15 protein-coding genes are annotated in these 23,361 nt (G+C 44.1%); 6 read left to right on the forward strand and 9 right to left on the reverse strand.

What is annotated here, in order from left to right; genetic code table 11:
* Positions 1–291 precede the first annotated feature (291 nt).
* Both RMY64_RS05525 and RMY64_RS05530 read left to right on the forward strand, forming a co-directional pair.
* Positions 292–1,344 (forward strand): D-alanine--D-alanine ligase, encoded by a 1,053-nt coding sequence (locus RMY64_RS05525; RefSeq protein ID WP_322699512.1) that lies wholly within the window; start codon positions 292–294, stop codon positions 1,342–1,344.
* A gap of 387 nt (positions 1,345–1,731) precedes the next feature.
* Positions 1,732–2,643, forward strand: a complete 912-nt coding sequence (locus tag RMY64_RS05530) for a beta-1,6-N-acetylglucosaminyltransferase (RefSeq protein WP_322699513.1) — start codon at positions 1,732–1,734, stop codon at positions 2,641–2,643.
* A 411-nt stretch (positions 2,644–3,054) separates the two neighbouring features.
* Here the strand turns inward: RMY64_RS05530 and RMY64_RS05535 are convergent, their stop codons facing one another.
* Positions 3,055–3,858: a phytanoyl-CoA dioxygenase family protein gene (locus RMY64_RS05535; protein WP_322699514.1), complete on the reverse strand. Its 804-nt coding sequence runs from the start codon at positions 3,856–3,858 to the stop codon at positions 3,055–3,057.
* Between the two features lie 200 nt (positions 3,859–4,058).
* Positions 4,059–5,504, reverse strand: a complete 1,446-nt coding sequence (locus RMY64_RS05540) for an MFS transporter (RefSeq protein WP_322699515.1) — start codon at positions 5,502–5,504, stop codon at positions 4,059–4,061.
* 94 nt (positions 5,505–5,598) lie between these two features.
* Between RMY64_RS05540 and RMY64_RS05545 the strand changes: the two genes are divergently transcribed.
* The 4 genes from RMY64_RS05545 to RMY64_RS05560 all read left to right on the forward strand — a co-directional run bounded on the left by RMY64_RS05545 (position 5,599) and on the right by RMY64_RS05560 (position 10,541).
* Complete coding sequence (locus tag RMY64_RS05545) at positions 5,599–6,555, forward strand: ABC transporter substrate-binding protein (RefSeq protein ID WP_322699516.1); 957 nt, start codon at positions 5,599–5,601, stop codon at positions 6,553–6,555.
* A gap of 493 nt (positions 6,556–7,048) precedes the next feature.
* Positions 7,049–8,635 carry a sugar ABC transporter ATP-binding protein gene (locus RMY64_RS05550; protein WP_322699517.1) on the forward strand — a complete coding sequence of 529 codons (1,587 nt, stop codon included), beginning with the start codon at positions 7,049–7,051 and terminating at the stop codon, positions 8,633–8,635.
* Complete coding sequence (locus RMY64_RS05555) at positions 8,616–9,563, forward strand: ABC transporter permease (RefSeq protein WP_322699518.1); 948 nt, start codon at positions 8,616–8,618, stop codon at positions 9,561–9,563. Before RMY64_RS05550 ends, RMY64_RS05555 begins: the two co-directional genes overlap by 20 nt.
* 6 nt (positions 9,564–9,569) lie before the next feature.
* Positions 9,570–10,541 carry an ABC transporter permease gene (locus RMY64_RS05560; protein ID WP_322699519.1) on the forward strand — a complete coding sequence of 324 codons (972 nt, stop codon included), beginning with the start codon at positions 9,570–9,572 and terminating at the stop codon, positions 10,539–10,541.
* Positions 10,542–10,648: 107 nt separating this feature from the next.
* Here RMY64_RS05560 and RMY64_RS05565 read toward each other — a convergent pair whose 3' ends face one another.
* From RMY64_RS05565 to RMY64_RS05595, 7 genes are all read right to left on the reverse strand, one after another.
* A complete protein-coding gene (locus RMY64_RS05565; RefSeq protein ID WP_322699520.1) occupies positions 10,649–13,771 on the reverse strand; it encodes an efflux RND transporter permease subunit in 3,123 nt (1,040 codons plus the stop codon).
* A gap of 210 nt (positions 13,772–13,981) precedes the next feature.
* A complete protein-coding gene (locus tag RMY64_RS05570; RefSeq protein WP_322699521.1) occupies positions 13,982–17,104 on the reverse strand; it encodes an efflux RND transporter permease subunit in 3,123 nt (1,040 codons plus the stop codon).
* Complete coding sequence (locus RMY64_RS05575) at positions 17,101–18,624, reverse strand: efflux RND transporter periplasmic adaptor subunit (protein WP_322699522.1); 1,524 nt, start codon at positions 18,622–18,624, stop codon at positions 17,101–17,103. The genes RMY64_RS05570 and RMY64_RS05575 overlap by 4 nt, the downstream gene beginning before the upstream one ends.
* Positions 18,625–18,873: 249 nt before the next feature.
* On the reverse strand, positions 18,874–19,860 hold the full coding sequence (locus tag RMY64_RS05580; RefSeq protein ID WP_322699523.1) for an RNA polymerase sigma factor, RpoD/SigA family: 987 nt from the start codon (positions 19,858–19,860) through the stop codon (positions 18,874–18,876).
* A 20-nt stretch (positions 19,861–19,880) separates the two neighbouring features.
* Positions 19,881–20,789 (reverse strand): hypothetical protein, encoded by a 909-nt coding sequence (locus tag RMY64_RS05585; protein WP_322699524.1) that lies wholly within the window; start codon positions 20,787–20,789, stop codon positions 19,881–19,883.
* Between the two features lie 124 nt (positions 20,790–20,913).
* Positions 20,914–22,194 (reverse strand): S41 family peptidase, encoded by a 1,281-nt coding sequence (locus RMY64_RS05590; protein ID WP_322675493.1) that lies wholly within the window; start codon positions 22,192–22,194, stop codon positions 20,914–20,916.
* A 355-nt stretch (positions 22,195–22,549) separates the two neighbouring features.
* The gene (locus RMY64_RS05595) at positions 22,550–22,933 is read right to left on the reverse strand and encodes a hypothetical protein (RefSeq protein WP_322699525.1); all 384 of its coding nucleotides are present in this window, start codon (positions 22,931–22,933) and stop codon (positions 22,550–22,552) included.
* Positions 22,934–23,361: the final 428 nt, after the last annotated feature.

Genomic DNA, 23,361 nt, shown 5'->3' on the forward strand with positions numbered 1-23,361 from the left:
AGAAGAATTCAGTACATCATAGCCCCCTCCTCGCTTGCCTACAGTGTACACACAAGTTTGAAATAGCTGATTAACCAGGGTTTTACCCCACCCTAACCCTCCCCTTGGAAAGGGGAGGGAACTAGATTTCTTTTTTCCCCCCTTTCCAAGGGGGGATTAAGGGGGGTAAATCCAGGGTTTGGGCTTCATTACCAAGATGTGTCTACAACCGTAGCGAGGGGGTGGGGTTCTTATAGCCCACTCAACTAAGAACCGCTATATAAATTCTAACAATACATAGGAAGATGAATCATGCCAGTACTTCGTATCCTTCATTTAGTTGGGTCTGCATACAATAATTTTTACTGTGATTTGTCACGCCTTTATGCCCAAGACTGTCTCGCAGCAATGGCAGAGCGATCGCAATATGATTTTCAAATTGCATACATCACACCCGATCGCCAATGGCGATTTCCTCCTTCCCTCAGCTCTAAAGATATTGCTGACACCAAACCGATGACTCTGGCTGATGCTATACAGTTTCTAACAGCACAAAACATTGACCTCGTGTTACCACAAATGTTTTGTATCCCTGGAATGACTGAATACCGCGCTTTATTCGACTTGCTGGAGATTCCTTACATTGGCAATACTCCAGATATCATGGCAATAACAGCGCACAAAGGCAGAACTAAAGCAATTGTTGAAGCCGCAGGGGTAAGAGTGCCTCGTGGAGAACTGCTTCGCCAAGGAGACACGCCGACAATTACACCTCCTGCGATCGTTAAACCCGTAAGTTCCGATAACTCTTTAGGGATGGATTTAGTCAAAGAAGCTACCGACTATGATGCTGCCCTGAAAAAAGCATTTGAATATTCAGATGAGGTGATCGTAGAAGAATTTATTGAACTCGGTCGAGAAGTCAGATGTGGCATTATTGTCAGAGATGGGGAACTAGTAAATTTACCCCTTGAAGAGTATCTGTTAGACCCCCATTCCAAACCCATCCGCAACCATGCTGAAAAACTCAAACAAACGGACGATGGCAACTTGGGTTTTGCTGCTAAAGATAATAAAAAGTCTTGGATTGTAGACCCTAACGATCCAATTACCCAAAAGGTTCAACAAGTAGCTAAGAAGTGTCATCAGGCTTTGGGTTGTCGCCACTACAGTTTATTTGACTTCCGCATCGACCCAGAGGGAGAACCTTGGTTCTTAGAAGCCGGGTTGTATTGTTCTTTTGCCCCTAAAAGTGTGATTTCCTCTATGGCGAAAGCAGCCGGAATTCCTTTAGATGAGTTATTAATCGCAGCTATCAATGAAACCTTGGGCAGTAATCAAAAAGTGTTGCAGAATTGCTCGTGATTTCTTGCTATAGGTTTTCCTGCTTGTAGTGGGTTGGAGAGCGATCGCAGCATTAATCAGCGATCGCTCTCCTATCGCTATTTGAATGCAGCTAGACTAAACCCTTATTCAACTACTAACAAATGTTTATAGCATTTCCTAATCACATGAGGTACATCAGAGCAAGCTCCTCGCTTGTTGGGAGGGGTTACTAAGCTGTTAAGCATATAAGAAAGCACATTCAGATCGCAGGGGGGCAGGGAGCAAGGGAGAAGATTTGCAGCTTTTATTACCATGAAAATGGTGCAATTTAAATGACGATTAGCTTATACCTCACTCAACCGAGAAACTATTATTCACAGAAACATACATATTTTAAAATATTTTCAATATACACAACTTAAGCAAATGTCTAATTCTCCCAGCAATCCTATAGGTTTTATTTTACTAACTCATACAAAACCTCTACAAATTTACAGACTAATAAATAAGTTAAATAGTATGTTTAACTATCCTCTAATTGTGTGTCACCATGATTTTTCCAAATGTGATTTATCTGTAGATACCCTGTCAAAAAATGTTTTATTAGTACGCCCTCATCTACAAACAAAGTGGGCAGATTTTACTTTAGTAGAAGCCACAATACAAGCACTTCAATTAATGTATGAAGTTCCAAATCCACCGGATTGGTTTGTATTACTCAGTGGCGCAGACTATCCCATTAAAACTGCAAAGCAAATATTGGACGAACTAGCCTCAAGTCAATATGATGCCTATATTCAATACGAGCAAATCACATATAAAACTTATAAATCTGATCTAAAACCGAATATGTTGTGGCTGAAAAATTCTTATCAACGATACTGTACAAAATCATTTTCTTTTCATTACTCAAAAACATATCTGGCACATCTGAATCTAGAAATATGCTTTGAACATCCACTATTGACAAAACCATTCCTTCCTTTTTCAAAACAACTTGCTTGTTTCAGTGGAAGTCAATGGTTTTGTGCCAATAGTAAAGCTGCTAAATACATTATCGATTTTCACAGTAAGAAAAATGCCTTAACCTTGTACTACAGTAAGCTTAAGTATACAGATGAGTCGTATTTTCAAACTGTACTTGCTAATGCATCTCATCTGAAGCTGCAAAACGACCGACGACGCTACATTGATTGGTCAGATGGAGGTTGTCATCCCAAGACATTGCTTATGGAAGACTTGCCAAATTTACTTGCATCATCTGCTCACTTTGCTCGGAAATTTGACATTGATATAGATAGTAACATTCTTGATGAACTTGATAAGATTACATCCTAGCGATTACATATTTTGAGGGTTTGTAGTAAGCATTTTCGTGTTGAAAAAATAAGGACTATAGTCCTTATCCCTCTTTTGTCACTCTGGGGAAATAAAAATTGGAGCTAAATGATGAAACCTAGATTTAGTGGGAAGATTAGCGATCGCAAGCTAATAGAAATTTTCAAACAAGCTCTACAATTAAAATCCTATCTGGGCAAGGGTTACAAATTATTCTCTGCCGAAAGTGACAAAAGAGGGATTACCCTTCGAGTTCGTTAATCGCTCGTAGGGAAACTCCCTGGTTTAGGAGACGCTTTGGGTTAGCGTCTCTGAAAGAGAAGCCTCTCCCTTTGGGAGAAGATCGCGCGAACTTACTACGAACTTGCTTCTCGATCAATTTAAACTTGACACAGTAGTAGCAATTTCCAACTAGCGATGCAGTTCAACTCTAGGAAATATATCGCAGTCTATCGGCTCACCAGGTTTTTTGGTTTTGAATGAATTCAATTCTGGTAAATCAATTTCTTCAACAGGTCTGAAAGGCCATGCTTTCGGGCGGTGATAGTAAGTAACATCATCGCCAGTCCAATTGGTAACTACTGCACGTCGTTGTGTAGAAGATATGTTGGTTACTGAATGATGAATTGTCAGAAAATGATGAACCAAGCAATCTCCAGGCTCCATATCCCAAGACAAAATTTCGCGAGGTTCTGGCTCTACAAACCAGGAGGGGTTTGATCCTTCACGTAACTCTTTGCCCCATTGATGAGAGGCTTTGATATACTCTAATCGACCATTTTCTTGGTTGGCACTATCTAAAGCCAGCCAAATTTTACAACACTGCCAGCCTTGTATAGGCCAGTAAGGTAGGTCGTTATGCCACCCAACACGGCTGTTTGTTTTCGGCTTTTTAACAAAGAAACCGTCGGTCAAAAAGTTCAGTTTTTCTGATTTCAAGACTTGAGCGGCGAGGGATGCTAGCGGAGATTCAAAAGCCAAAGCACGGAAATCAGCATCGGTGAGCCATAAGCTACTGGTATGTTCCACATGACCTTCTGGTCTGGGAATACCCTTAACTTCTAAAGGGCCGGGGATTAATACATTCTTATCAACGGCTGTTCGCATCCGTTCTACCCAGATGTCATCCAAAACATTTTTGACGCAGATAACGCCGTCTCGCTCGAAAGCTTCAACTTGTTGGGTGGTGATTTTTGATCTGTCTACCTTAAGCATTACGAAAAAACGAATAAAGTCAGATTTATGTAATAACAGATTTCTAGAATCTGCTTTACTGACATTAACTTAGTCACTAAGTTATAAATCTTTATCACTGTAAAGTAAAGATAGAAGTTAGCAGTTCTTCCTATAGGCGGATAAATCTCCAAGTTGAGTACAACTTTTTGTGTTCATATCCGCAACAAAGAGATTTCATCCTAACTACCTAAGTCTTTTTTAACAATGAGTGGCACAAGTGAAGCTAATCGTAATACACCAGATACAATAAATACTTCTGCTATGCCAAAAGACCCAGCAAATTGAGCGATGAAGCCACCGATAGTTGCTCCTAAAGCACCACTTGCCCCAGCAACAGCTGCTGCGATCGCAAAATATATAGACTGATTTTTCACTGGTGCAATCTCTATCTGAAGATTGTTGTTACACAAGTCAACTCCTCCCCAATTAGCTCCAATAAAAATGTGTAACAGCGGCAACCATAGCCAAAGATCGAGAGGACTAGAACCCATCTTCAGCCACAGCCAAGGTATAACTGCAATGAGAATTCCATTAGAAATTAGAATCGGACGATTGCCTATTTTATCTGCTAATCTACCCCAGACGATCAGCATTAGCATGTGTGCTCCTGCTCGCAGACTGTTGTAGAAAGTTACCCAACTCACATCCAAGTTCAGTGTGTCTAGCAAGTAGAGGTTAAAAAACGGGGCACTTAGATTAACAGCAAATGTCCATGAGCCGAAATAAAGTAGAAACACCAAAAAATTAGAGTTTTTCCAAATGCTGCTATCTATCTGATTTTGAGGAGTTGACATTTGCGGCAGAGAGATTGGTTCAGATATCTCAGCAGGTTCATTTGGTGCTAAGTCCGACTGAATCTCACTGGTTTGAGATGAGTTAGCATAATAAGTATTTTGTAGTTGAGGGTTTATATCAACCTGAAAATACTGACACCCCAAGCTCACAATTCCAAAGATAATGCCTAAAAACAAAACCACCCCATAACCTTGAATAGCTCCCCCGTACCAATGTGATACGGCTAGACCAGCTATTGGCAAACCGACCAACTCGGTTAAGTTAGCAAGGCTATTGCGTAGCCCGAAATATCTACCTCGTAATTGCCGTGGGACTAACATTGCCATCCAACTCAACCAAGATGCGGCTCCTAATCCTCCTAAAAAATTGCTGCATACGAGAATCAAAAGCGACAATATCACTAATTGGTTGGAATTAAGCCCTCCCCAACTAAAGCTAACAATGCCAATTACTAAAATCAGCCATAGTAGCCGACCAATCCCATGAGTGCGAAGCGAATACTGAAAACGGCTAGTGCTGCGTTCAGACAAATAAGCACCCATCGGCTGAAAGAGATTTACCAACATGGGGATAGAACTCACCATGCCAAATACCACTGGACTGGCATCTAACTCCACCAAGAAATTACCTAGCAAAATTGCGCCAGTACCAATAGAGAAAAGTGCTGCGAAAACACCATCGATAGTAGAAGCACTCAAACTGGTGCGAACAGCATCTTTAGGAATACGAGGGCTGAGTGTTGAGCTAGGAGAGAGTGTTGGGGATGGTGAAGCAATCTGAGCAATTTCTATAGAAAGAGGCGCACCTGTTTCAATTTGAGAAGAATCCATAAATCTAGTATTTAAGAAAATAATTAGGATTTACGCATCATACACATGTACTATACTAAGTTTAGGCTTTTGAGCTGTAGATATCGGAGCTTATATGCCAAAGTTATTGGTATTTAGCGCCTACGTTGTGATTATTGTTTCGGCTTTCTCGCTGTCTGGCTGTATACGCGAAAAAACAAAAAAAATTGTCGGATTTTCGCAAACGGAAAACATTGGGCCGTGGCGCATTGCCGAAACCAACAGCATTAAGGAGGAGGCCGCCAAGCGTCAGAAAACTTATGATTTTCTGATGACAGATGCTCAGGGACAGACATCGAAGCAATTTGCCGACATTGAGGATCTAATCGCACGACAAGTTGATGTGATATTTCTTGCTCCACGCGAGTATGAAGGTCTTACGCCCGCCCTCGAAGCAGCGAGAGCAGCAAAAATACCGGTTTTTCTCATCGACCGTGAAGCGGCAGGAAGACCAGGCGAACATTTCGTCAGCTTTCTTGGGTCGGATTTTATCGCCCAAGGTCGCCGCGTTGGTGAATGGTTAGCCCAGGCGACTAACGGTAAGGCATCCATCGTGGAACTCACAGGAACAGCGGGTTCATCGGTTGCAATCGATCGGGCTAAGGGATTTCGTAATGCGATCGCTAGTTATCCCAACATGAAAATCATCGCCACGCAGACGGCGGATTTTTCGCGAGCTGCGGCAGTGCGGGTCATGGAAAACATCATCCAGGCCAAAGGTTCCGACATTACCGCAGTGTATGCTCACAACGACGAAATGGCATTGGGTGCCATCCAGGCTCTCAAATCCGCAGGTATGAAGCCTGGTAAGGATGTAATGGTCGGTTCAATCGATGGTCAAAAAACTGCACTTGAGGCGATAATTCGTGGTGAGCTTGGTGTTAGTGTCGAGTCGAACCCGCGTTTTGGCCCGCTTGTTTTCGCCACGATGGAAAAGTATTTTGCTGGCAAGAAAATTCCTCCTCGGATTATTCTCAAAGACAGACTCTTCGACGTGACCAACGCCAAGGATTTCGTCGATGAAGCATACTAATAGCAATTCTCCTTGCAGGAGAGAGGCTTTAAATTCTCCCCCTTCCTTGGTAAGGAAGCAGGGTGGTTTCATACGAAAAAAGAAAAATACATAAGTCTTGATTTATCGTTTTGTGGCGTGGTTTTTACCCCTCTCCAAACCTCCCTCCGCTTCGGGGAGAGGCTTTGAAACCCTGTTTTAGGGATTACCAAGAAATAAATTATCCAATCTTGTGAGGTGGGCGTCTCGCCCGCCCAAGGCTTGGGGCGGACAAGATGTCCACCCCACAAAAAAAATTGTATGTTTTTTTATTTGGAAGTACCTCAACACGACTTTCAAGAACCTCAAAACGACTTTGAAGTACTTTAACCGAGCAGTATTGGTTCTGACCCTAAAATAGAAAAAAGATAACCTGGAATTTTCCTGAGCCTCCACAATGGACAAAAAATATTACTATAGTGCGAAGTGAAGGATCTCCACTATCGGCAATTAAGACAAAAACTAGGTAAAGCCGATGAATCAGGCGACTAGAAATGTCCTGTGCATGACGGGTATAAAAAAAAGTTTTTCCGGCGTGCCAGCGCTCTGGGGTGTGGATTTTGAACTGAAGGCAGACGAGATTCATGCACTGGTTGGAGAGAATGGCGCTGGCAAATCGACGCTGATCAAGATTATGACGGGGGCTTACCGACGGGATTCGGGTGTTATAGAGTACGACCAGAAACCCGTGGCATTTCAGAACCCGACCGAAGCGCAGGCGGCAGGCATTGTAGCTGTCTACCAAGAGATCCAACTCGTGGATTTGAGAACTGTTGCTGAGAATATTTTTCTGGGCAGGGAGCCGCATCGCTTCGGCATCATTGATAGACGGGTGATGAATATTAAGGCTGCCGATATCCTGGAGCGCCTGGGGTTGTATATCGACCCGCACTCAGTGGTTGGTTCGCTGAATATTGCCCATCGCCAGATGGTAGCGATCGCCCGCGCTATATCCTTTGGGGCGCGGGTGCTGATCCTTGATGAACCCACGAGTTCACTGACGGAAACTGAAGTTTCTGTGCTTTTTGATGTCATGCGGCGGCTAAAGTCGCAAGGGACATCTATCGTCTACGTCAGCCACCGTTTTGAAGAACTTTATGCCGTGTGCGATCGCGTGACGGTACTGCGTGATGGGCGCAATATCGTGACGCGATCGCTCTCTTCGCTGACTCGTCTGGAACTCGTTTGTTTTATGCTAGGTCGTAAACCCGAAGAGGTGAGCAAAGGAGTCACGGCGTTTGCAGGACACTCGCAAAACACGCTAAATCGGCCAGTGCTACTCCAAGCGGAAGCTCTCAAATATAAAAAACGGCTCAATGGTGTTTCCATTAAAATGCGGCATGGCGAAATCGTCGGGATTGCAGGTTTGCTCGGCTCTGGTCGTAGTGAAACAGTGCGTGCCCTATTCGGGGCTGAACCTTTTGAAAGTGGAACTGTAAAACTCGAAGGTAGTCTTTTATCTCTGCGCGATCCTCATGATGCGATCGCTGCTGGAATCGCTTTCCTTTCCGAGGATCGCAAGGCAGACGGGATCATCCCTGAGCTTTCGGTGCGCGAAAACCTCACGCTTGCTGCCCTGCCGAACCTGACGCGATGGGGCATCGTTTCCAGAAAACAACAGAACAAGCTTGTAGAGCGTTTCATGCAGCGTCTTGATATCAAAGCCGCCAGCGCCGAGCAGAAGATCCACGAACTATCGGGCGGTAATCAACAGAAGGTGCTTCTGGCACGATGGCTGTGCAAGAATACAAAACTTCTTCTCCTCGATGAGCCAACTCGTGGTATTGATGTTGGTGCAAAGCGCGAGATCCAGCAGCTAATCGCCGAACTAGCACAGCAAGGGCTGGGAGTTCTGATGATTTCCTCGGAAGTGGAAGAATTAGTTGAAGGTTCGCAACGTGTCGTCGTCCTGCGTGACGGGCAGTCAATCGCGGAACTGGGCGGCGAGCAGAAGAATATCAAGGCAATTCTGCACGCAATGGCGGAAGGCGCAGATTGTCAGGAAGTCGTCGGTGGACAATCCCAAACAGAGCAAAACCCAAATGAAGAGCAAGAAGCCTGATCTGGGTTGGGGAACCCTGTGGAACCCAAACTTAGGTGCATTTGCGGCACTTTTAATTCTCTATGTTGCAAACGCCATCTTCACTCCGCGTTTTGCAACAATTAGCAACACATTAAATATGTTGCTCCAAGTATCGACGACAATGTTGGTTGCCGTTGGTATGACCTTTGTCATTGCCTCCCGTGGCATCGACTTGACGGTTGGCTCTACTATGGCATTGGTTTCAGTCATTGTCGCATTGCTGATTAAGTATGGGATGACTGTTGCCATCTTGTTCGCTTTCAGCGCTGCTCTATTGGTTGGTTCGATCAATGGCTTTCTGATCTCACGTCTGAAACTTGATGCCTTGATCGTCACGTTGGCGGCTCTGATCTTATGGCGTGGAATTGCTCAGGTTATCGGGGACGGTAAGCTCGTTCCTTTCGTCAATCCGACATTTGAAGCGCTGGGAAAGGGCTATCTCGGTTCTATACCAATTCAAGTTGTCATTGCGGCAGTAGCGATCGCGGCAGCTTTCTTCTGTATCCGCTCTACACTTTTCGGCCGTCATATCGTCGCAGTTGGCGGCAACGAGGAGGCTGCACGGCTTGCGGGTATCCGTGCGGAGCGCGTGAAATATATAGTCTATATAATTAGCGCCCTGCTTGCTGGGGTTGCCGGACTTGTGGAGACAGCGAGGCTGGGCATGGGCGATCCGAGCAAAGTCGGTGTCAACGCGGAATTTGATGCGATCGCCGCCGTTGTTGTTGGCGGTACGCCCTTCTCCGGTGGACGGGCAAATATCCTCGGCACTGTTGTCGGAGCATTGCTCATGCAGGTGATTTCCACAAGTTTCAATATGCTGCTGATTCCCTTTACCTGGTCATTGGTTTTGAAATCCGTAATCATTCTTTTCGCCATTTTTTTGCAGCGTCCGAGGGAGGTTTAAGGCGTTATGGCTGCTACAAGGTCTTTTGCGCTTACAAGTTTGCGGCGTTTTGCCAAGCTCCTCACCTCCCAGGGCGTGCTACTCATACTCCTTAGTTTGGCTGTTTTCGCATCTTTTCGTTATGAAACCTTCCTGACACCTGTTAATCTCATGAACATCATGCGACAGAATAGTATGCTGGCGATCGTGGCGCTAGGTATGACTGTCGTCATCTTGAGTGGAGGAATCGATCTGTCTGTGGGTTCCCTGGTTGCTTTAGGCGGTGTTGTTACAGCAATGCTTGCCGAACAAGGAAGCTTCGTGGCGATCGCCGCTGGCATTGCTAGCACCACCTTGCTCGGTGTAGTCAATGGTCTTCTTGTATCGCGTGCGCGGCTTCAGCCGTTCGTTGTTACCTTATTCACTGCTAGCGCTGCACGCGGTCTGGCGTTGAGCATCACCGAGGAAAAGTCCATTGCCGTATCATCGACAGCATCGGGATTTATTTGGCTGGGTAGGGGATTCATTGGTTGGGTTCCTGTACCTGTGCTGATAGTTGCACTCTTATATTTTGCAGCTTGGTTTATGCTGCACAGAAGCCGATTAGGTTTGCACATATTTGCTATTGGCAACAACGAGGAGGCTTCTCGGCTCATGGGCGTGAACCCAAACCAAGTAAAGCTGGCAGTTTACACATTTAGCGGGTTGCTTTCAGGGCTTGCTGGTATTATTCTCGCAGGCCGTCTAGGGGCGGGTCAGCCTGTCGCTGCCTTTGGCTGGGAGACGGATGCGATCGCCGCCACCGTTATGGGAGGAACGTTTCTCGCAGGGGGTCAAGGAAGCGTGTTTCCGACGCTAGTCGGTGTACTTTTACTAGGAATGATGTACAATCTTTTAAATCTTGAGGGAACCATTACTCCTTGGTGGCAACTCGTACTTCGTGGGGCCTTCTTACTTTTGGTCGTGCTTTTTCAGCAGCGTATTGTGCAGAGAAGCTGAGTTTATTGAAACGGAAGTTGTAGTTGTTCAGAGTTTCTGACTTTGTTCAATGGTTATTGACTCTAAGCGATCGCTTTACTCATGCTTGATTTTACTAAAAACTATCATTAACTTTTAACTGCTGGCAGATGTTTTTTTTCAGTTTTCCTACTCTGCATACTCAGCTTTTTCCGCCATGTCTCCATATAAATGTAAAACACTGGAGTCAGATAGAGAGTTAATATCTGAGAAAACACCAATCCACCAACGATCGCAATCCCTAAAGGACGACGCGCTTCTGAACCTACTCCTGTGCCCAAAGCAATGGGAAGTGTGCCAATTAAAGCTGCCATTGTCGTCATCATAATCGGACGGAAGCGAATCAAACAAGCGGCATAGATGGCATCAAAGGAATTTTTACCTTCCTTTCGCTGGGATTCAATGGCAAAATCCACCAGCATAATCCCGTTTTTCTTGACGATGCCCACTAACAGGATAATGCCGATGAAAGAGTAAAGATTTAAATCAACCTGGAAAATTAGCAGCGTCAATAATGCGCCAAAACCCGCCGAAGGCAGACCGGAAAGAATGGTGATTGGGTGAATGAAATCCTCATAGAGGATACCGAGAATCAGATAGATGACTACAATAGACACCAACAACAGCACGCCTAAATCGTTGAAGGACTGTTGAAAAGTCTGGGCTGAACCCTGAAAGCTGGGGGTAATTGTTGAGGGTAATAGCTCACTGGCTGCTTGCTTGATAGCATCTGTAGCCTGACTTAGAGACGTTCCTGGGAGCGTGTCAAAAGAGATAGTTGCAGAGGGGAGTTGAGCAACGTGAGTAACCGTGAGCGGCCCGACACTCTGGGTAATATTAGCGATCGCACTTAAGGGAACAAGTTTCCCAGTACTCGATTGCACATAGAGCATCGATAGGGCGCTAGGATCTCGTTGAAATTCCGGTTTTACTTCCAAGATTACATAGAATTGGTCATTTGGGGTATAAATAGTTGACACCTGGCTAGAACCATAAGCGGCGCTGAGAGTTTGTTCAACTTGTTGAGCGGTAATGCCAAGGGTTGCAGCTTTGTTGTGGTCAAATTTAACTTGGATTTGGGGAGTACTGAGTTGTAAATCGCTGTCAACGTTCTGGAGTCCTGGTAGGGTTTTGACCTTATCTACAAGTTTAGGAACGTATTGGCGCAGGTCTTGTAAATTCAAACTCTGCAATGTGAACTGATAAGTAGAATTGGTTTGTTGTCCGCCGATGGGAATAGCTGGCGGAGAACGGAGGAATGTCTTAACCCCAACTACACGTCTCAACTTAGGGGTTAACTCTTGAATGATTTGGTCAGCACTCAGTTTACGTTGAGAACGTGGCTTAAGCCGAATCGTAATTCGCCCGGAGTTCACCGAGGCATTCGGCCCACTTGCACCCACAATTGAGTCAACGGCTTCAATGTTAGGGTCTTGACGAATGATATCAACAACCTTTTGTTGGTGACGGCGCATATCATCAAAAGAAATATCTTGCGCTCCTTTGGTGTTGGCCGTCAGTTGTCCGGTGTCTTCTGTAGGAATAAATCCTTTGGGAACGATGACGAACAGATAGACGGTCATTACCAGCAGAATGCCAGAACCAATCAGTGTCATCAAGCGGTATTTTAAGACAGGCTTAAGAGTCCAATCATATCCCCGCAGCAGTAAATCAAATGCCCGTTCTGAAACTCGATACAGCCGATTTGGTCTTTGCTGATGTGAACCTAGAAAGCGACTGCATAACATTGGGGTGAGACTGAGGGAAACAAAACCCGAAACCAAAATTGCCACTGCGATCGTCACGGCAAATTCATGAAATAATTTCCCGATTATTCCACTCATGAACATAATGGGGATGAACACCGCCACTAGGGAAAGGGTCATTGACAAAATTGTGAAGCTGATTTCCCTCGATCCCTTCAATGCCGCGTTTAGGGGAGATTCGCCCATTTCTCGATAACGGACGATATTTTCCAACACCACGATCGCATCATCCACGACAAAGCCCACAGAGAGGGTCAACGCCATTAATGAGAGGTTGTCTAGGGAAAAGCCCGACAGATACATTACAGCAAAAGTGCCAATGATCGCTACAGGTAACGCCAAACTGGGAATTAGGGTAGCTGTTATGTCACGTAAAAATAAGAAAATTACCAATACAACTAGACAAACCGAGAGAACCAAGGTAAATTTCACATCATTGACAGAGGCTCGAATGGTTTGAGAGCGATCGTACATAATCCCCATTTCAATGGATTTGGGAACTTGTTCGCGGAGTGTAGGTAAAAGTTCTTGGATGGCATCAACAATTTTTACAGTATTAGCTCCCGGTTGCGGCTGTACGGCGAGAACAACAGAATGGCGATTTGTTACTTTGCGATCGCTATACAAATTCGAGACTTTGACGTTTTGTTCGCTGTCAATTACCTCTCCCAAATCTTGGAGCCGCACGGGCGCACCATTTTTGTAAGTTACAATTAGCTGGCGATAGCTGGCAGCATCGGTGAGTTGACCGTTCGCCTGAATCGTATAACTTTTGTAAGTATTAGAAAGACTACCAGTTGGCAAGTTGACATTTCCCTGTTGAATTGCAGTTTTTACCTGATTTAGACCAATTCCCCGCGATGCCAACTCTCGCGGGTCAAGCTGGACGCGGACTGCATATTGCTGTTGACCAAAAACTTGTACCTGAGCAACACCATCAATCATCGAAATTGGTTGACCAACTGTTACCTCTGCGTATTCATCAACTGTCGAGATTGGCTGTGTCTCGGAATACATATAGAGGAAGAGAATTGGCGAGACAGATGGGTTAACTTTGCGGTATGTAGGGGGGTGAGGCATTCCGGCGGGTAGCTGTCCGGCTGCGGCTGAGATGGCTGCTTGTACATCTTTGGCGGCATCTTCCACTCTGCGGCTAAAGTCAAATTGTAGGGAAATGTTGGTGCTGCCTGTGGAACTGGTGGAATTGAATGAATTGAGTCCGGCAATTTCGGTAAACTGTCTTTCGAGGGGTGCGGCGACCGAAGATGCCATTGTTTCCGGGGTAGCACCAGGGAGACTAGCGGAGACAGATATAAAAGGATATTCAACGTTGGGTAGGGCGCTGATGGGTAACAGTAGATAACTCATGAGACCGAAAATGAGGATACCCATCATTACCAAGGTGGTCATGACTGGACGACGAATGAAGAGTTCTGAAAGGTTCATGAGTTTTGTTCTCCCAGAAATGTGGTGGCGATGCGATCGCTTAGTACAGCTTTGCGTAAAATTATGGCGAATTGAGGGTTGAAATTTAAACGCAAAGGGGCGCAGAGGTAAGCGCAGAGGCACGCAGAGATTTCGCTATGAATTAATGAGATGTTGTACTTAGTCTGTGTTGTCTTTAATTTTGAGTTTTGAATTTTGAATTGTTAAATATCACGATCGCTCCCCTGTAAATGAGAACACCCGCCGAAACTTAACTTGATTGAGTTTCTTCCGCCACGATTCCATATATATATAGAACACGGGCGTTAAATACAAAGTCAATATCTGAGAAAACACCAGTCCACCCACAACTGCAATCCCTAAAGGACGGCGGGATTCTGAACCAGCCCCAAATCCGATCGCTATGGGTAAGGTTCCCATTAATGCTGCCATCGTCGTCATCATAATTGGACGGAAGCGCACTAAACAGGCTTGATAAATTGCCTCAGACGGTTTTTTCAATTCTTCTCGCTGGGCAACAATAGCAAAGTCCACCATCATGATGCCGTTTTTCTTGACGATGCCCACTAAGAGAATTATGCCAATGAAGGAGTAAACATTGAGTTCAACATGGAATAATATCAGCGTTAACAATGCCCCAAAACCGGCTGATGGCAAACCGGAAAGAATTGTAATTGGGTGAATGAAATCTTCATAGAGAATACCCAAAATCAGATAAATTACTAAGATAGCGATCGCTAACAGTAAACCCAAACTCGGCAGTGAACTTTGAAACACCTGGCTTGCGCCCTGAAAGCTGGTACTAATGCTCTTAGGAATCACTCGATCGATCAGTTCTGCAATTTTTTGGTTGGCATTTCCCAAGGACGCACCGGGAGCGAGGTTAAAGGAAATGGTGGCGGCGTTCATCCGACCGTTATGATTGACCATTAACGGGCTGACTCCCTGAGATAGTTTGGCGAATGTTTTCAGAGGAACTGCTACTCCTGTGCTGGAGTTAATGTATAAGGTCAACAGAGCATTGATATCTTGCTGATATTGGGGTGCTAATTCCAAAATCACCTGATACTCATTGGTTGCTGCATAGATGGTTGACACTTGGTAGGAACCGTAAGCACTTCTGAGGGTATTTTCGATTTGCTCGGCGGTGATCCCATAAGTTGAAGCTTTATCGCGGTCAATGTCAATTTGAATCTGGGAAGCAAACTGTAAATCGCTGTTGACATCCTGGAGTTCTGGCAAGTTCTTCATCTTCAGAACAAGTTGGGGAACATATTCCTGTAAGGGTTTGACATCAGAACTCTGAAGTGCAACCTGATAAAGTCCTGTGCTTTGTTGAGCGCCAATAGGTATCGCTGGCGGATTTTGCAAGAATACTTGGATGCCTGGAACAGTGGCGAGTTTGGTTCGTAAATTTTGCACGATTTCGTCGGCCCCTAGTTGGCGCTGCGATCGCGGTTTTAACCGAATAAACAAACTACCAGAATTGGCTGCAACTGCTGCTCCACTGCCATTAGCACTGGCTCCCGCCCCAATATTGGAGTTGACTGCATCTACATTTGGATCTTGGCGAATCAGGTTAGCAACTGTCTGTTGATGCTGGACAAGATTATCAAAGGATGCGTCCTCGGCTGCTTGGGTAATGCCTGTAATTTGTCCGGTATCTTCACTAGGAATAAAGCCCTTGGGAACTACCAGCAACAACCCAACTGTCACCGCCAAGAGAACGACAGATAAAATCATCGTGGTGCGGTGATATTTTAAAACTTTTTTCAGACTCCAATCGTACAAACCGAGGAAGCGATCGAAGACATATTCGGAAGCTTGGTATAACCGACTTTGATTAGCATGATCTACAGGACGCAGAAAACGGCTGCACAACATCGGAGTCAAAGTCAAAGACACAAAACCAGATACAAGAATTGCCACTGCGATCGTCACAGCAAATTCATGAAATAATCGCCCCAGTACTTCACTCATGAACAACATGGGGATGAAGACTGCAACTAAGGAAAGGGTCATCGATAGGATGGTAAAACCAATTTCTCTCGACCCATTCAACGCTGCTTCTAAAGGACGTTCCCCCATTTCCATGTGACGGACGATATTTTCTAGCATAACGATCGCATCATCCACTACGAAACCCACTGAAAGGGTTAACGCCATCAGCGATAGGTTATCTAGTGAGTAGTGCAGCAAATACATCACCGCAAAGGTTCCAATCAGCGAAACGGGTAATGCCAAACTGGGAATCACCGTCGCCGAGAGGTTCCGTAAAAAGATGAAAATTACTAAGATAACTAGAGCGATCGTCAAAATCAAAGTAAATCTGACATCATCTACTGAATCTCGAATTGATTGAGATGCATCATAGAGAATACCAATTTCTACTGATGCCGGAATCTGCGCTCGCAAATCCGGGAGCAATTTCTTAATCGTGTCTACGACCTGCACCGTATTGGTTCCGGGCTGTCTTTGAATGGTGAGAATAATGGCACGAGTATTATTGTACCAGCTTGCTACCTTGTCATTTTCTACACTGTCAACAATCCGACCCAGTTGATTGAGATAGATGGGCATTCCATCTTTATAAGAGACAATCAGTTGGCGATAAGCAGCCGCATCCTCAAGTTGACCGTTAGTTTGGACTGTAAAATTCTTGTGATTTCCCGAAAGACTGCCGGTAGGCAAATTGACGTTACCTTGTTGAATCGCCGTCGCCACCTGATCTAGCCCAATTTGCCGCGCTGCCAATTGTTGCGGATCGAGTTGAATTCGAGCTGCATACTTTTGGGAACCATAGACGGCTACCTGTGCTACCCCATTGATTGTAGATAGCTTTTGCGCCAGATAAGTCTCGGCATAATTATCTACCTGGGAAAGTGGCAGAGTAGGAGAGTCTAAGTAAAGGTAGAGAATCGGTTGGTCTGCGGGGTTAACTTTGCTATAGGTAGGAGGATTGGGTAAATCGTCAGCAATTTGCCCCGATGCTCCCGATATCGCCGCTTGCACATCCTGCGCCGCATCATCAATATTCCGACTCAGGTTAAATTGCAGGGTAATTTGAGTCTGTCCCAGAGTGCTAGTTGAGTTGAGCGAATCGAGTCCAGCAATACTGGAAAATTGCTTCTCTAAAGGACGGGCAACCGATGCTGCCATCGTTTCCGGGCTGGCTCCCGGTCGGGAAGCACTTACCTGAATTGTGGGATAATCCACACTTGGTAAATCGCTGATGGGCAGCAGGCGATAACTCATGAAACCGAAAATCAAAATCGCCGCCATCACCAGAGTTGTCATGATCGGGCGGCGGATAAATGGTTCTGAGAGGTTCATGATTCACCTCCGCCTGAGCTACGGGAATGATGTCTTCTTGGCTGATTTGAGTCATCACCGCCTTGGGAATTGCCGGCTGTTTTAACGCGAACTTTGCTCCCGGAAACGAGATTCGCTTGACCATCGGTGACAATTTTATCGCCTGGTTGCGGCCCTTTCTGAATCACATCTAGCCCCTGAATGCTGCTGCTAACTGTAACTGGAACATTTTCTACCGTCATGTCTGGCTTAACTATAAAGACAAACTGTCCATCGGGCCCATTCTGCACGGCTTGGGAAGGAACAACCGTTGCATTTGGTTGTTCAGTTAGCGTTAGGGTTGCGTTGACAAATTGACCGGGAAATAAGTGTCCCTGAGTGTTATCAAAGTCGCCAATTAGTTGAATTGTCCCCGTGGTATTATCAACTGTGTTATTGACAAACGTCAAAGTACCTGGTATTGAATGAGATGGATTATCGGGGAACGTTACATCTACCTTCAGCTTGCCATTCTGCATATACTTTTGTACCTGGGGCAGATTTGTTTCAGGAATGGAAAAAGCAACTTGAATCGGGCGAATTTGGGTGATGGTAACAAGTGGAGTGGTGCTGTTGGCTTGTACCACATTCCCCTGAGTCAGGAGAATATTGCCAGCGCGACCATCAATCGGCGCATAAATTTTGGCGTAAGATAATTGCACTTTGGTATTTTCTAATGCTCCTTGGTCGGAAGTGACAACAGCTTGAGCATTAGCGATCGCAGCTCGATCGCCTTGGACAACTGCACCAGCATTAGTCAGCGCCACGCGATCGCTTTTCAAAACTGCCTCAGCATTAGCGATCGCTTCTCGATCTGCTTGTAGGGTTGCTGTAGCCGATTTGCTATTGGAAACGTATTGCTGTGCTTGATCTAAACTAATCGCGCCCTTTTTATACAATGCACTATAGCGATCGCTCTGTCCCTGAGCAAATTCTGCTTGCGCTCGATCCTTGGCTAAATTCGCCTGGGCTTGTCGCACTAAGGCTTGGTCTTTGACTAAAGTGGCTCTGGCTTGGTCTATCTGACCCAAATCTCTAGTTAACGCATCTCTGGCTTGTTGTACCGAGGCTTGGTCTTTTGCTACAACACCTTGAGCTTGCTGAATTGCAGCAGCTTGCGATCGGTCATCTAGGGTAAACAAAAGTTGTCCCTTTTTTACATCTTGACCTTTCTTGAAATAAACTCCAATAATCCGTCCGCCGGCTTGGGGCGTAATCGATACTGTAGACCCCGCTTGCACATTACCGATCGCCTGCAATTGTATCGGAACCGTTTTTTGTGTCACCATTGCCACAGTTACAGGTGTAACTTGTTGCTTATTACGCCCAGATTTTTCACTTTTGTCTGACTTGGCTGCATCTGCATAGATGCTAAAAAAACCTAGTCCAGCCAGTAATAGTACGCCCAAAATTATCAAAGTAATCTTTTTCTTTTTTGGCGATCGCGGTAGCTCTGGTTGTATACTGTTTTCAGTCAAATCGTTAGAAATTTCATGGTTCATCAGAACCTCCAATGCATTTTAATTAATATTAAAAACCGTGAAATCCTTTACTACCTCAACTGCCGCCGATCCCAATTTCATTTGAGGCGGCACATCTAAATAATTCGTTTTTTCCGGTTTGCTCGATGTGCCTTGTCAAATCATGATGATTTTGTTTATTATAAATCAAACAAATCTATTTTTAAATACGTCTTAAGTAATCATATTTAAAATATTTCATTATTTTAAGGGATAATTTTTCACTTGCGTTTACTTATTATTTCTTAGCTGCCGATATAGAAGGTGGAGAGCTTGTTTTTCTATTTGTCTGACTCGTTCCCGACTAATACCCATGCGCTGACCAATCTGTTCTAGAGAAAGTTCATTTCCATCTATTAAACCAAAGTGTAAGTTTAATATTTCTTGTTGTTGTCTAGATAAACTTGACAATAAGTCTTCAAGTTCCTGATTGAGAGATTGCTCAGTAGTATAACCATTTTGAGAATATCTATAATCTTCGATTAAATCTTCTAACTTAACATCTTTTTCTGAACCAACTTGAAGATCGAGAGAGATAGTTTGACGAGCCAAAGTTAGATATTGTCGAATCTGATTAGGCTCCAAAGCAAGTGCATGAGCAATTTCCGTAGTGGTAGGAACGCGACCAAGTTTTTGAGATAACTCTCGCTGAACGCGCTTAATTTTGTTTAACTTATCATTAATGTGAATCGGTAATCTAATTGCGCGTCCTTGTTGAGCGATCGCTCTGGTAATTCCTTGACGAATCCACCAGTAAACGTAGGTTGAAAATCTGTATCCTAAAGCCGGATTGAATTTTTCAATCCCTCTTTCCAAACCCAAAGTACCTTCTTGAATTAAGTCCATCAGTTCTAAGTTCCGTCTCTGATATTGCTTGGCAATTGACACCACGAGCCGGAGATTAGACGCCATCATTTTCTGCTTGGCTTTTTTCCCTTGATTTAGCTTTTGAAGTAGTTCCTGTTCGCTTAACTGCATCCGAGCAGCCCATTCTGACAGTGTGGGGGTACGATTTAATTCAACAGTCAGTTTTTCGGATTCAGCAAGTATTTTTATCATTTGCTGAACTTGTTGGGCAAAAAAAACTTCTTGCTCTTGGGTTAACAGAGGTATCCGTCCAATTTCTTGAAGATAAACACGTACCGTATCAGTTGTAAATTGAGATGCTTTGCTTGTGTTAGTAGCTTTAGTATCTGGGAATGATGTTAAGTTACTCATTTTAAGTTAGCCTCTGCCGATTAATTGGGGTATTTTTTATTGGGGAAAAAGTGTAAATAATGACTTGATGAACCATAGAGGTTTTTATAAAAGAACCAGGTATCAAGTACTAGTTCCAAAAGAGCAATCAATACCCAAATTGCTAATGAAACAATTACAGGTAGGCTGAGATCGGGAAATTTCCTTTGCAAATCGATAATGCCAAATAGCAGTAAAAATACCAGCGAAACTCCTAGAAGAAATGACAGCTTGACAATTGCGAGAATGAACCGACTCATTTCTAGGATGCGATTGTAAAGCCGGGAAAATCTCTCTAGGATTTCTTCCATGTTATTGATGACAAGTAAAATTTGTTGTTGGTGCAGATGGGTAGCTAAGGAGCATTGTTGCTGCACTTGCGTCAATTCATGTTCATTCTTGAAATCATCTAAAAGCTTGTCCCAAGGTAAGACCTGAGAGCTAGTTGACCAAATTGGGAAATCCTTTAAATGTAAGGGAACTAAATAGTTAATCAGAGCGATCAGAGTTTGATCGAAATTACTGAGTTCGGGGGGAAGAGACTGAGTTAGACGAATCAGTTGGTCAATCTGAATCTGAAGTGTATAGTAATCCTCATATCTTCTTTGAGCGATCAACTGACTAGTAAAGGTGAGAAAAACAATTAACACTCCCAATAAAGCAGCTAGAGACTGGGAAACAGCAGAAAAGAATTCAATTGCTACCTGTTTAGGTACTGTCAGCCAAGGGGCGTTTTCCCGCATAGCAAAAACCAAGGTGGCAACAAATACAAACCCAACGATCGCTAGCTGATGGTGGGTAACAATAGCTATGATTGTCCGCACTAAAGGAGTGTTGCTGAGTTTAACCAGGATTTGCAAACCTGGGACTGGTTCGCAAATTTGAAGTCGTTGGGCTTTGCGAGTTGACATGATAAAAAGATACAGTTCCTAGCTTGTTAAGGAAGGCAGGAGGCAGATAGCGCAGCGTTAGCGAGTCTGCAAGTAGGTAGGTGGTCACTTCGACTACGCTCAGTGACCACTTACCATGTCGGCTTCATTTCCCACGCTGCAAACTCACATGATTAGCCCCAGACTGAATCAATTTGCTCAGGTCAGCAACAGCGCTAGCATACTGAGGATCGGCTAATGTCCCCAAGGTTCGGTTTTGCACTAAGGCTTTCTGTTGTGCCTCGGTTAATGCCACGTTAATATCTGGGGCAATGCCGACATGATTGATATCTCGACCTTTCGGTGTGTAGTATTTAGCGATCGTTAATTTCAGCCCCGAACCATCTTCTAGTGGCTCTACGGCTTGAACTAAACCTTTACCGAAGGTGCGAGTTCCTACTAAGGTGGCGCGATTGTCGTCTTGTAGCGCTCCCGATAGAATTTCGCTGGCGCTAGCAGATCCCTTATCAACCAGTATCACTAAGGGTTTGTCGGTGAGAGGATGTCCCGATGCATCGTAGCTTTCTTTCACTTGGTCTCGATTTACCAAAGACACGATCGCTCCTTGCTTCAACCACATACTAGCAATTTGCAAACTCGCATCCAGCAGTCCACCTGGATCGGAACGCAAATCTAAAACGTAGCCTTGTACCTGTTGTTTTTCTAATGCTTGAATTGCCCGATGCATCTCTACGGGAGCAGTTTGCGTAAACTCTGGCAAACGGATGTAACCAATCTTACCTGCTGCTGTTGTTTGCGTGTTATAAGTTACAGGATGGATAGCAATATTGGCGCGGGTAAGTTTGAAAGTTTGCGATTGATTGCCCCGTTGAATCATGAGTACTACCTTGGTTCCCACTGGGCCGAGAATCCGCTTCACGGCATCGTCAATTTTCATCCCCTGAGTTTTTTGACCGTTAATTTGGACAATTACATCGTCCGGCAAAATACCCGCTTTAAATGCAGGGGTTCCTTGAATTGGGGCGACAACGGTTAAAGCTTTAGTTTTTTCATTTTGTGCCAGTTCCAGCCCTACGCCACTGAGGTTGCCAGAAATATCGTTATTTAGGGCTTTAAATTCTTGTGGGTCGAAAAATTCGGTGTAGCGATCGCCTAATTTCGCCACCATTTCTTCAATTGCTCCATAAGCCTCTTTCTTAGAACTATAGGAACGGCTAATATACTGCTGACGAATTGCTTGCCAATCTTGATGATTAAAGCTGACATCAACATAGTTTTTATCTAAGATTTGCCACACCTCATCCACCAGTTTTTGAGAGCTAGGTTGTGGTTTACCTAGAGCTTTGGAAGTGTAGAGACTAGTTCCTACAAAGATTGTGGCTATAACAGCCAGTTCTATCTTGACGAGCAATTTTTGTTTAAACATACTTTATTTTTTGAAGAATAATACAGAATTCAGAATGTAATCCATAAAGGACTGAAACTCATATAGCAATTCGATTTGATTTCTGAATTAATCGTAGGGACTAGGGACTGGGAAGAAGGAATAAAGGTGTACTAAGTTTTTTTCAAAAATCAAATATGAGTCTTATAGTCGCAGATAATTTCTTCTAAATTCTCACAGATTACTCCTGAATTCTGTTTTGATAAAACTGTACAAAACGGTAGAGAATAACGATTGATTTGGAAAGTATAGAACCATTATGCAATCATAATTACGAGTGACAAATGACAAATACTTCGACTACGCTCAGTACAAGTGACCAATGACCAATGACAAATTACGAATTATCTTGAGATTTTCCTTTACGGTGGGGATAGGCAGTCTTAAAAATATCCTGAATTTTAGTCTTTTGTTCAGCAGTAAGATTTAGGCTGAACACTGCTTTACGCATTTTTTCACCTTTTTGTAATTTCGTTGACAATTCCTTTACCTGATCTGGGGTCAGAACGGCCTCAACTTGCTTGCGAATTTCTTCGCGTTTGTGAGCGCGTTCTGGCGTATTCGCTGCCGGAGAGTTTGTCGTAGAAGTATCAGATACCTTTGTGCCAGAATCATTCCCTTGAGACACATCTGGAGATTTAGAACTGGTGCAACCTGTCATTCCTCCAATGAGGATAGTTGCAAGTAGCAGGGTTGGTAAAATTATCTGTTTTTTAATCATTTATTTCTCTGATTTTTGTTGTGTGTAATAGAACTGTTCTGACTCAATTTCCGTTTATGACTGTTTAGAAGATGTTTGAAAAGTTGCTGATTTACTTACACCAGCTAATCTTAAAAGTTGGCACGAGTTTGCACATGAGCTAGAATTCCTAACTTGACCAGTAAAAAAGTACTCAAATTATTGTGACTTTTTTCCTAATTTAGAAATAATTAATTAGTCGGAACGGCTCTATCGATAGTAGAGACAGATTCGTTATATAGAAGAATGGGTACTAGGTGCTAGGGACTGGGTACTGGGTACTGGGGAAGAAATTATGAGTAAGATTTGGTTGGAGTCTGAATTCCGATTCAAATCTTCCCAATCCCCAGTCCCTAGTCCCTAATCCCCAGTCCCCAGTTCAATATTTCCTTCTAAAATAGTGAAAATAC

It is taken from the genome of Nostoc sp. DedQUE08, from assembly GCF_034530895.1.
Lineage (GTDB): Bacteria > Cyanobacteriota > Cyanobacteriia > Cyanobacteriales > Nostocaceae > Nostoc.

Coding starts and splice junctions, on each gene's coding strand:
- RMY64_RS05525 (WP_322699512.1), top strand. CDS start 292: ATGCCAGTACTTCGTATCCTTCATTTAGTTGGGTCTGCATACAATAAT.
- RMY64_RS05530 (WP_322699513.1), top strand. CDS start 1,732: ATGTCTAATTCTCCCAGCAATCCTATAGGTTTTATTTTACTAACTCAT.
- RMY64_RS05535 (WP_322699514.1), bottom strand. CDS start 3,858: ATGCTTAAGGTAGACAGATCAAAAATCACCACCCAACAAGTTGAAGCT.
- RMY64_RS05540 (WP_322699515.1), bottom strand. CDS start 5,504: ATGGATTCTTCTCAAATTGAAACAGGTGCGCCTCTTTCTATAGAAATT.
- RMY64_RS05545 (WP_322699516.1), top strand. CDS start 5,599: ATGCCAAAGTTATTGGTATTTAGCGCCTACGTTGTGATTATTGTTTCG.
- RMY64_RS05550 (WP_322699517.1), top strand. CDS start 7,049: ATGAATCAGGCGACTAGAAATGTCCTGTGCATGACGGGTATAAAAAAA.
- RMY64_RS05555 (WP_322699518.1), top strand. CDS start 8,616: ATGAAGAGCAAGAAGCCTGATCTGGGTTGGGGAACCCTGTGGAACCCA.
- RMY64_RS05560 (WP_322699519.1), top strand. CDS start 9,570: ATGGCTGCTACAAGGTCTTTTGCGCTTACAAGTTTGCGGCGTTTTGCC.
- RMY64_RS05565 (WP_322699520.1), bottom strand. CDS start 13,771: ATGAACCTTTCAGAACTCTTCATTCGTCGTCCAGTCATGACCACCTTG.
- RMY64_RS05570 (WP_322699521.1), bottom strand. CDS start 17,104: ATGAACCTCTCAGAACCATTTATCCGCCGCCCGATCATGACAACTCTG.
- RMY64_RS05575 (WP_322699522.1), bottom strand. CDS start 18,624: ATGAACCATGAAATTTCTAACGATTTGACTGAAAACAGTATACAACCA.
- RMY64_RS05580 (WP_322699523.1), bottom strand. CDS start 19,860: ATGAGTAACTTAACATCATTCCCAGATACTAAAGCTACTAACACAAGC.
- RMY64_RS05585 (WP_322699524.1), bottom strand. CDS start 20,789: ATGTCAACTCGCAAAGCCCAACGACTTCAAATTTGCGAACCAGTCCCA.
- RMY64_RS05590 (WP_322675493.1), bottom strand. CDS start 22,194: ATGTTTAAACAAAAATTGCTCGTCAAGATAGAACTGGCTGTTATAGCC.
- RMY64_RS05595 (WP_322699525.1), bottom strand. CDS start 22,933: ATGATTAAAAAACAGATAATTTTACCAACCCTGCTACTTGCAACTATC.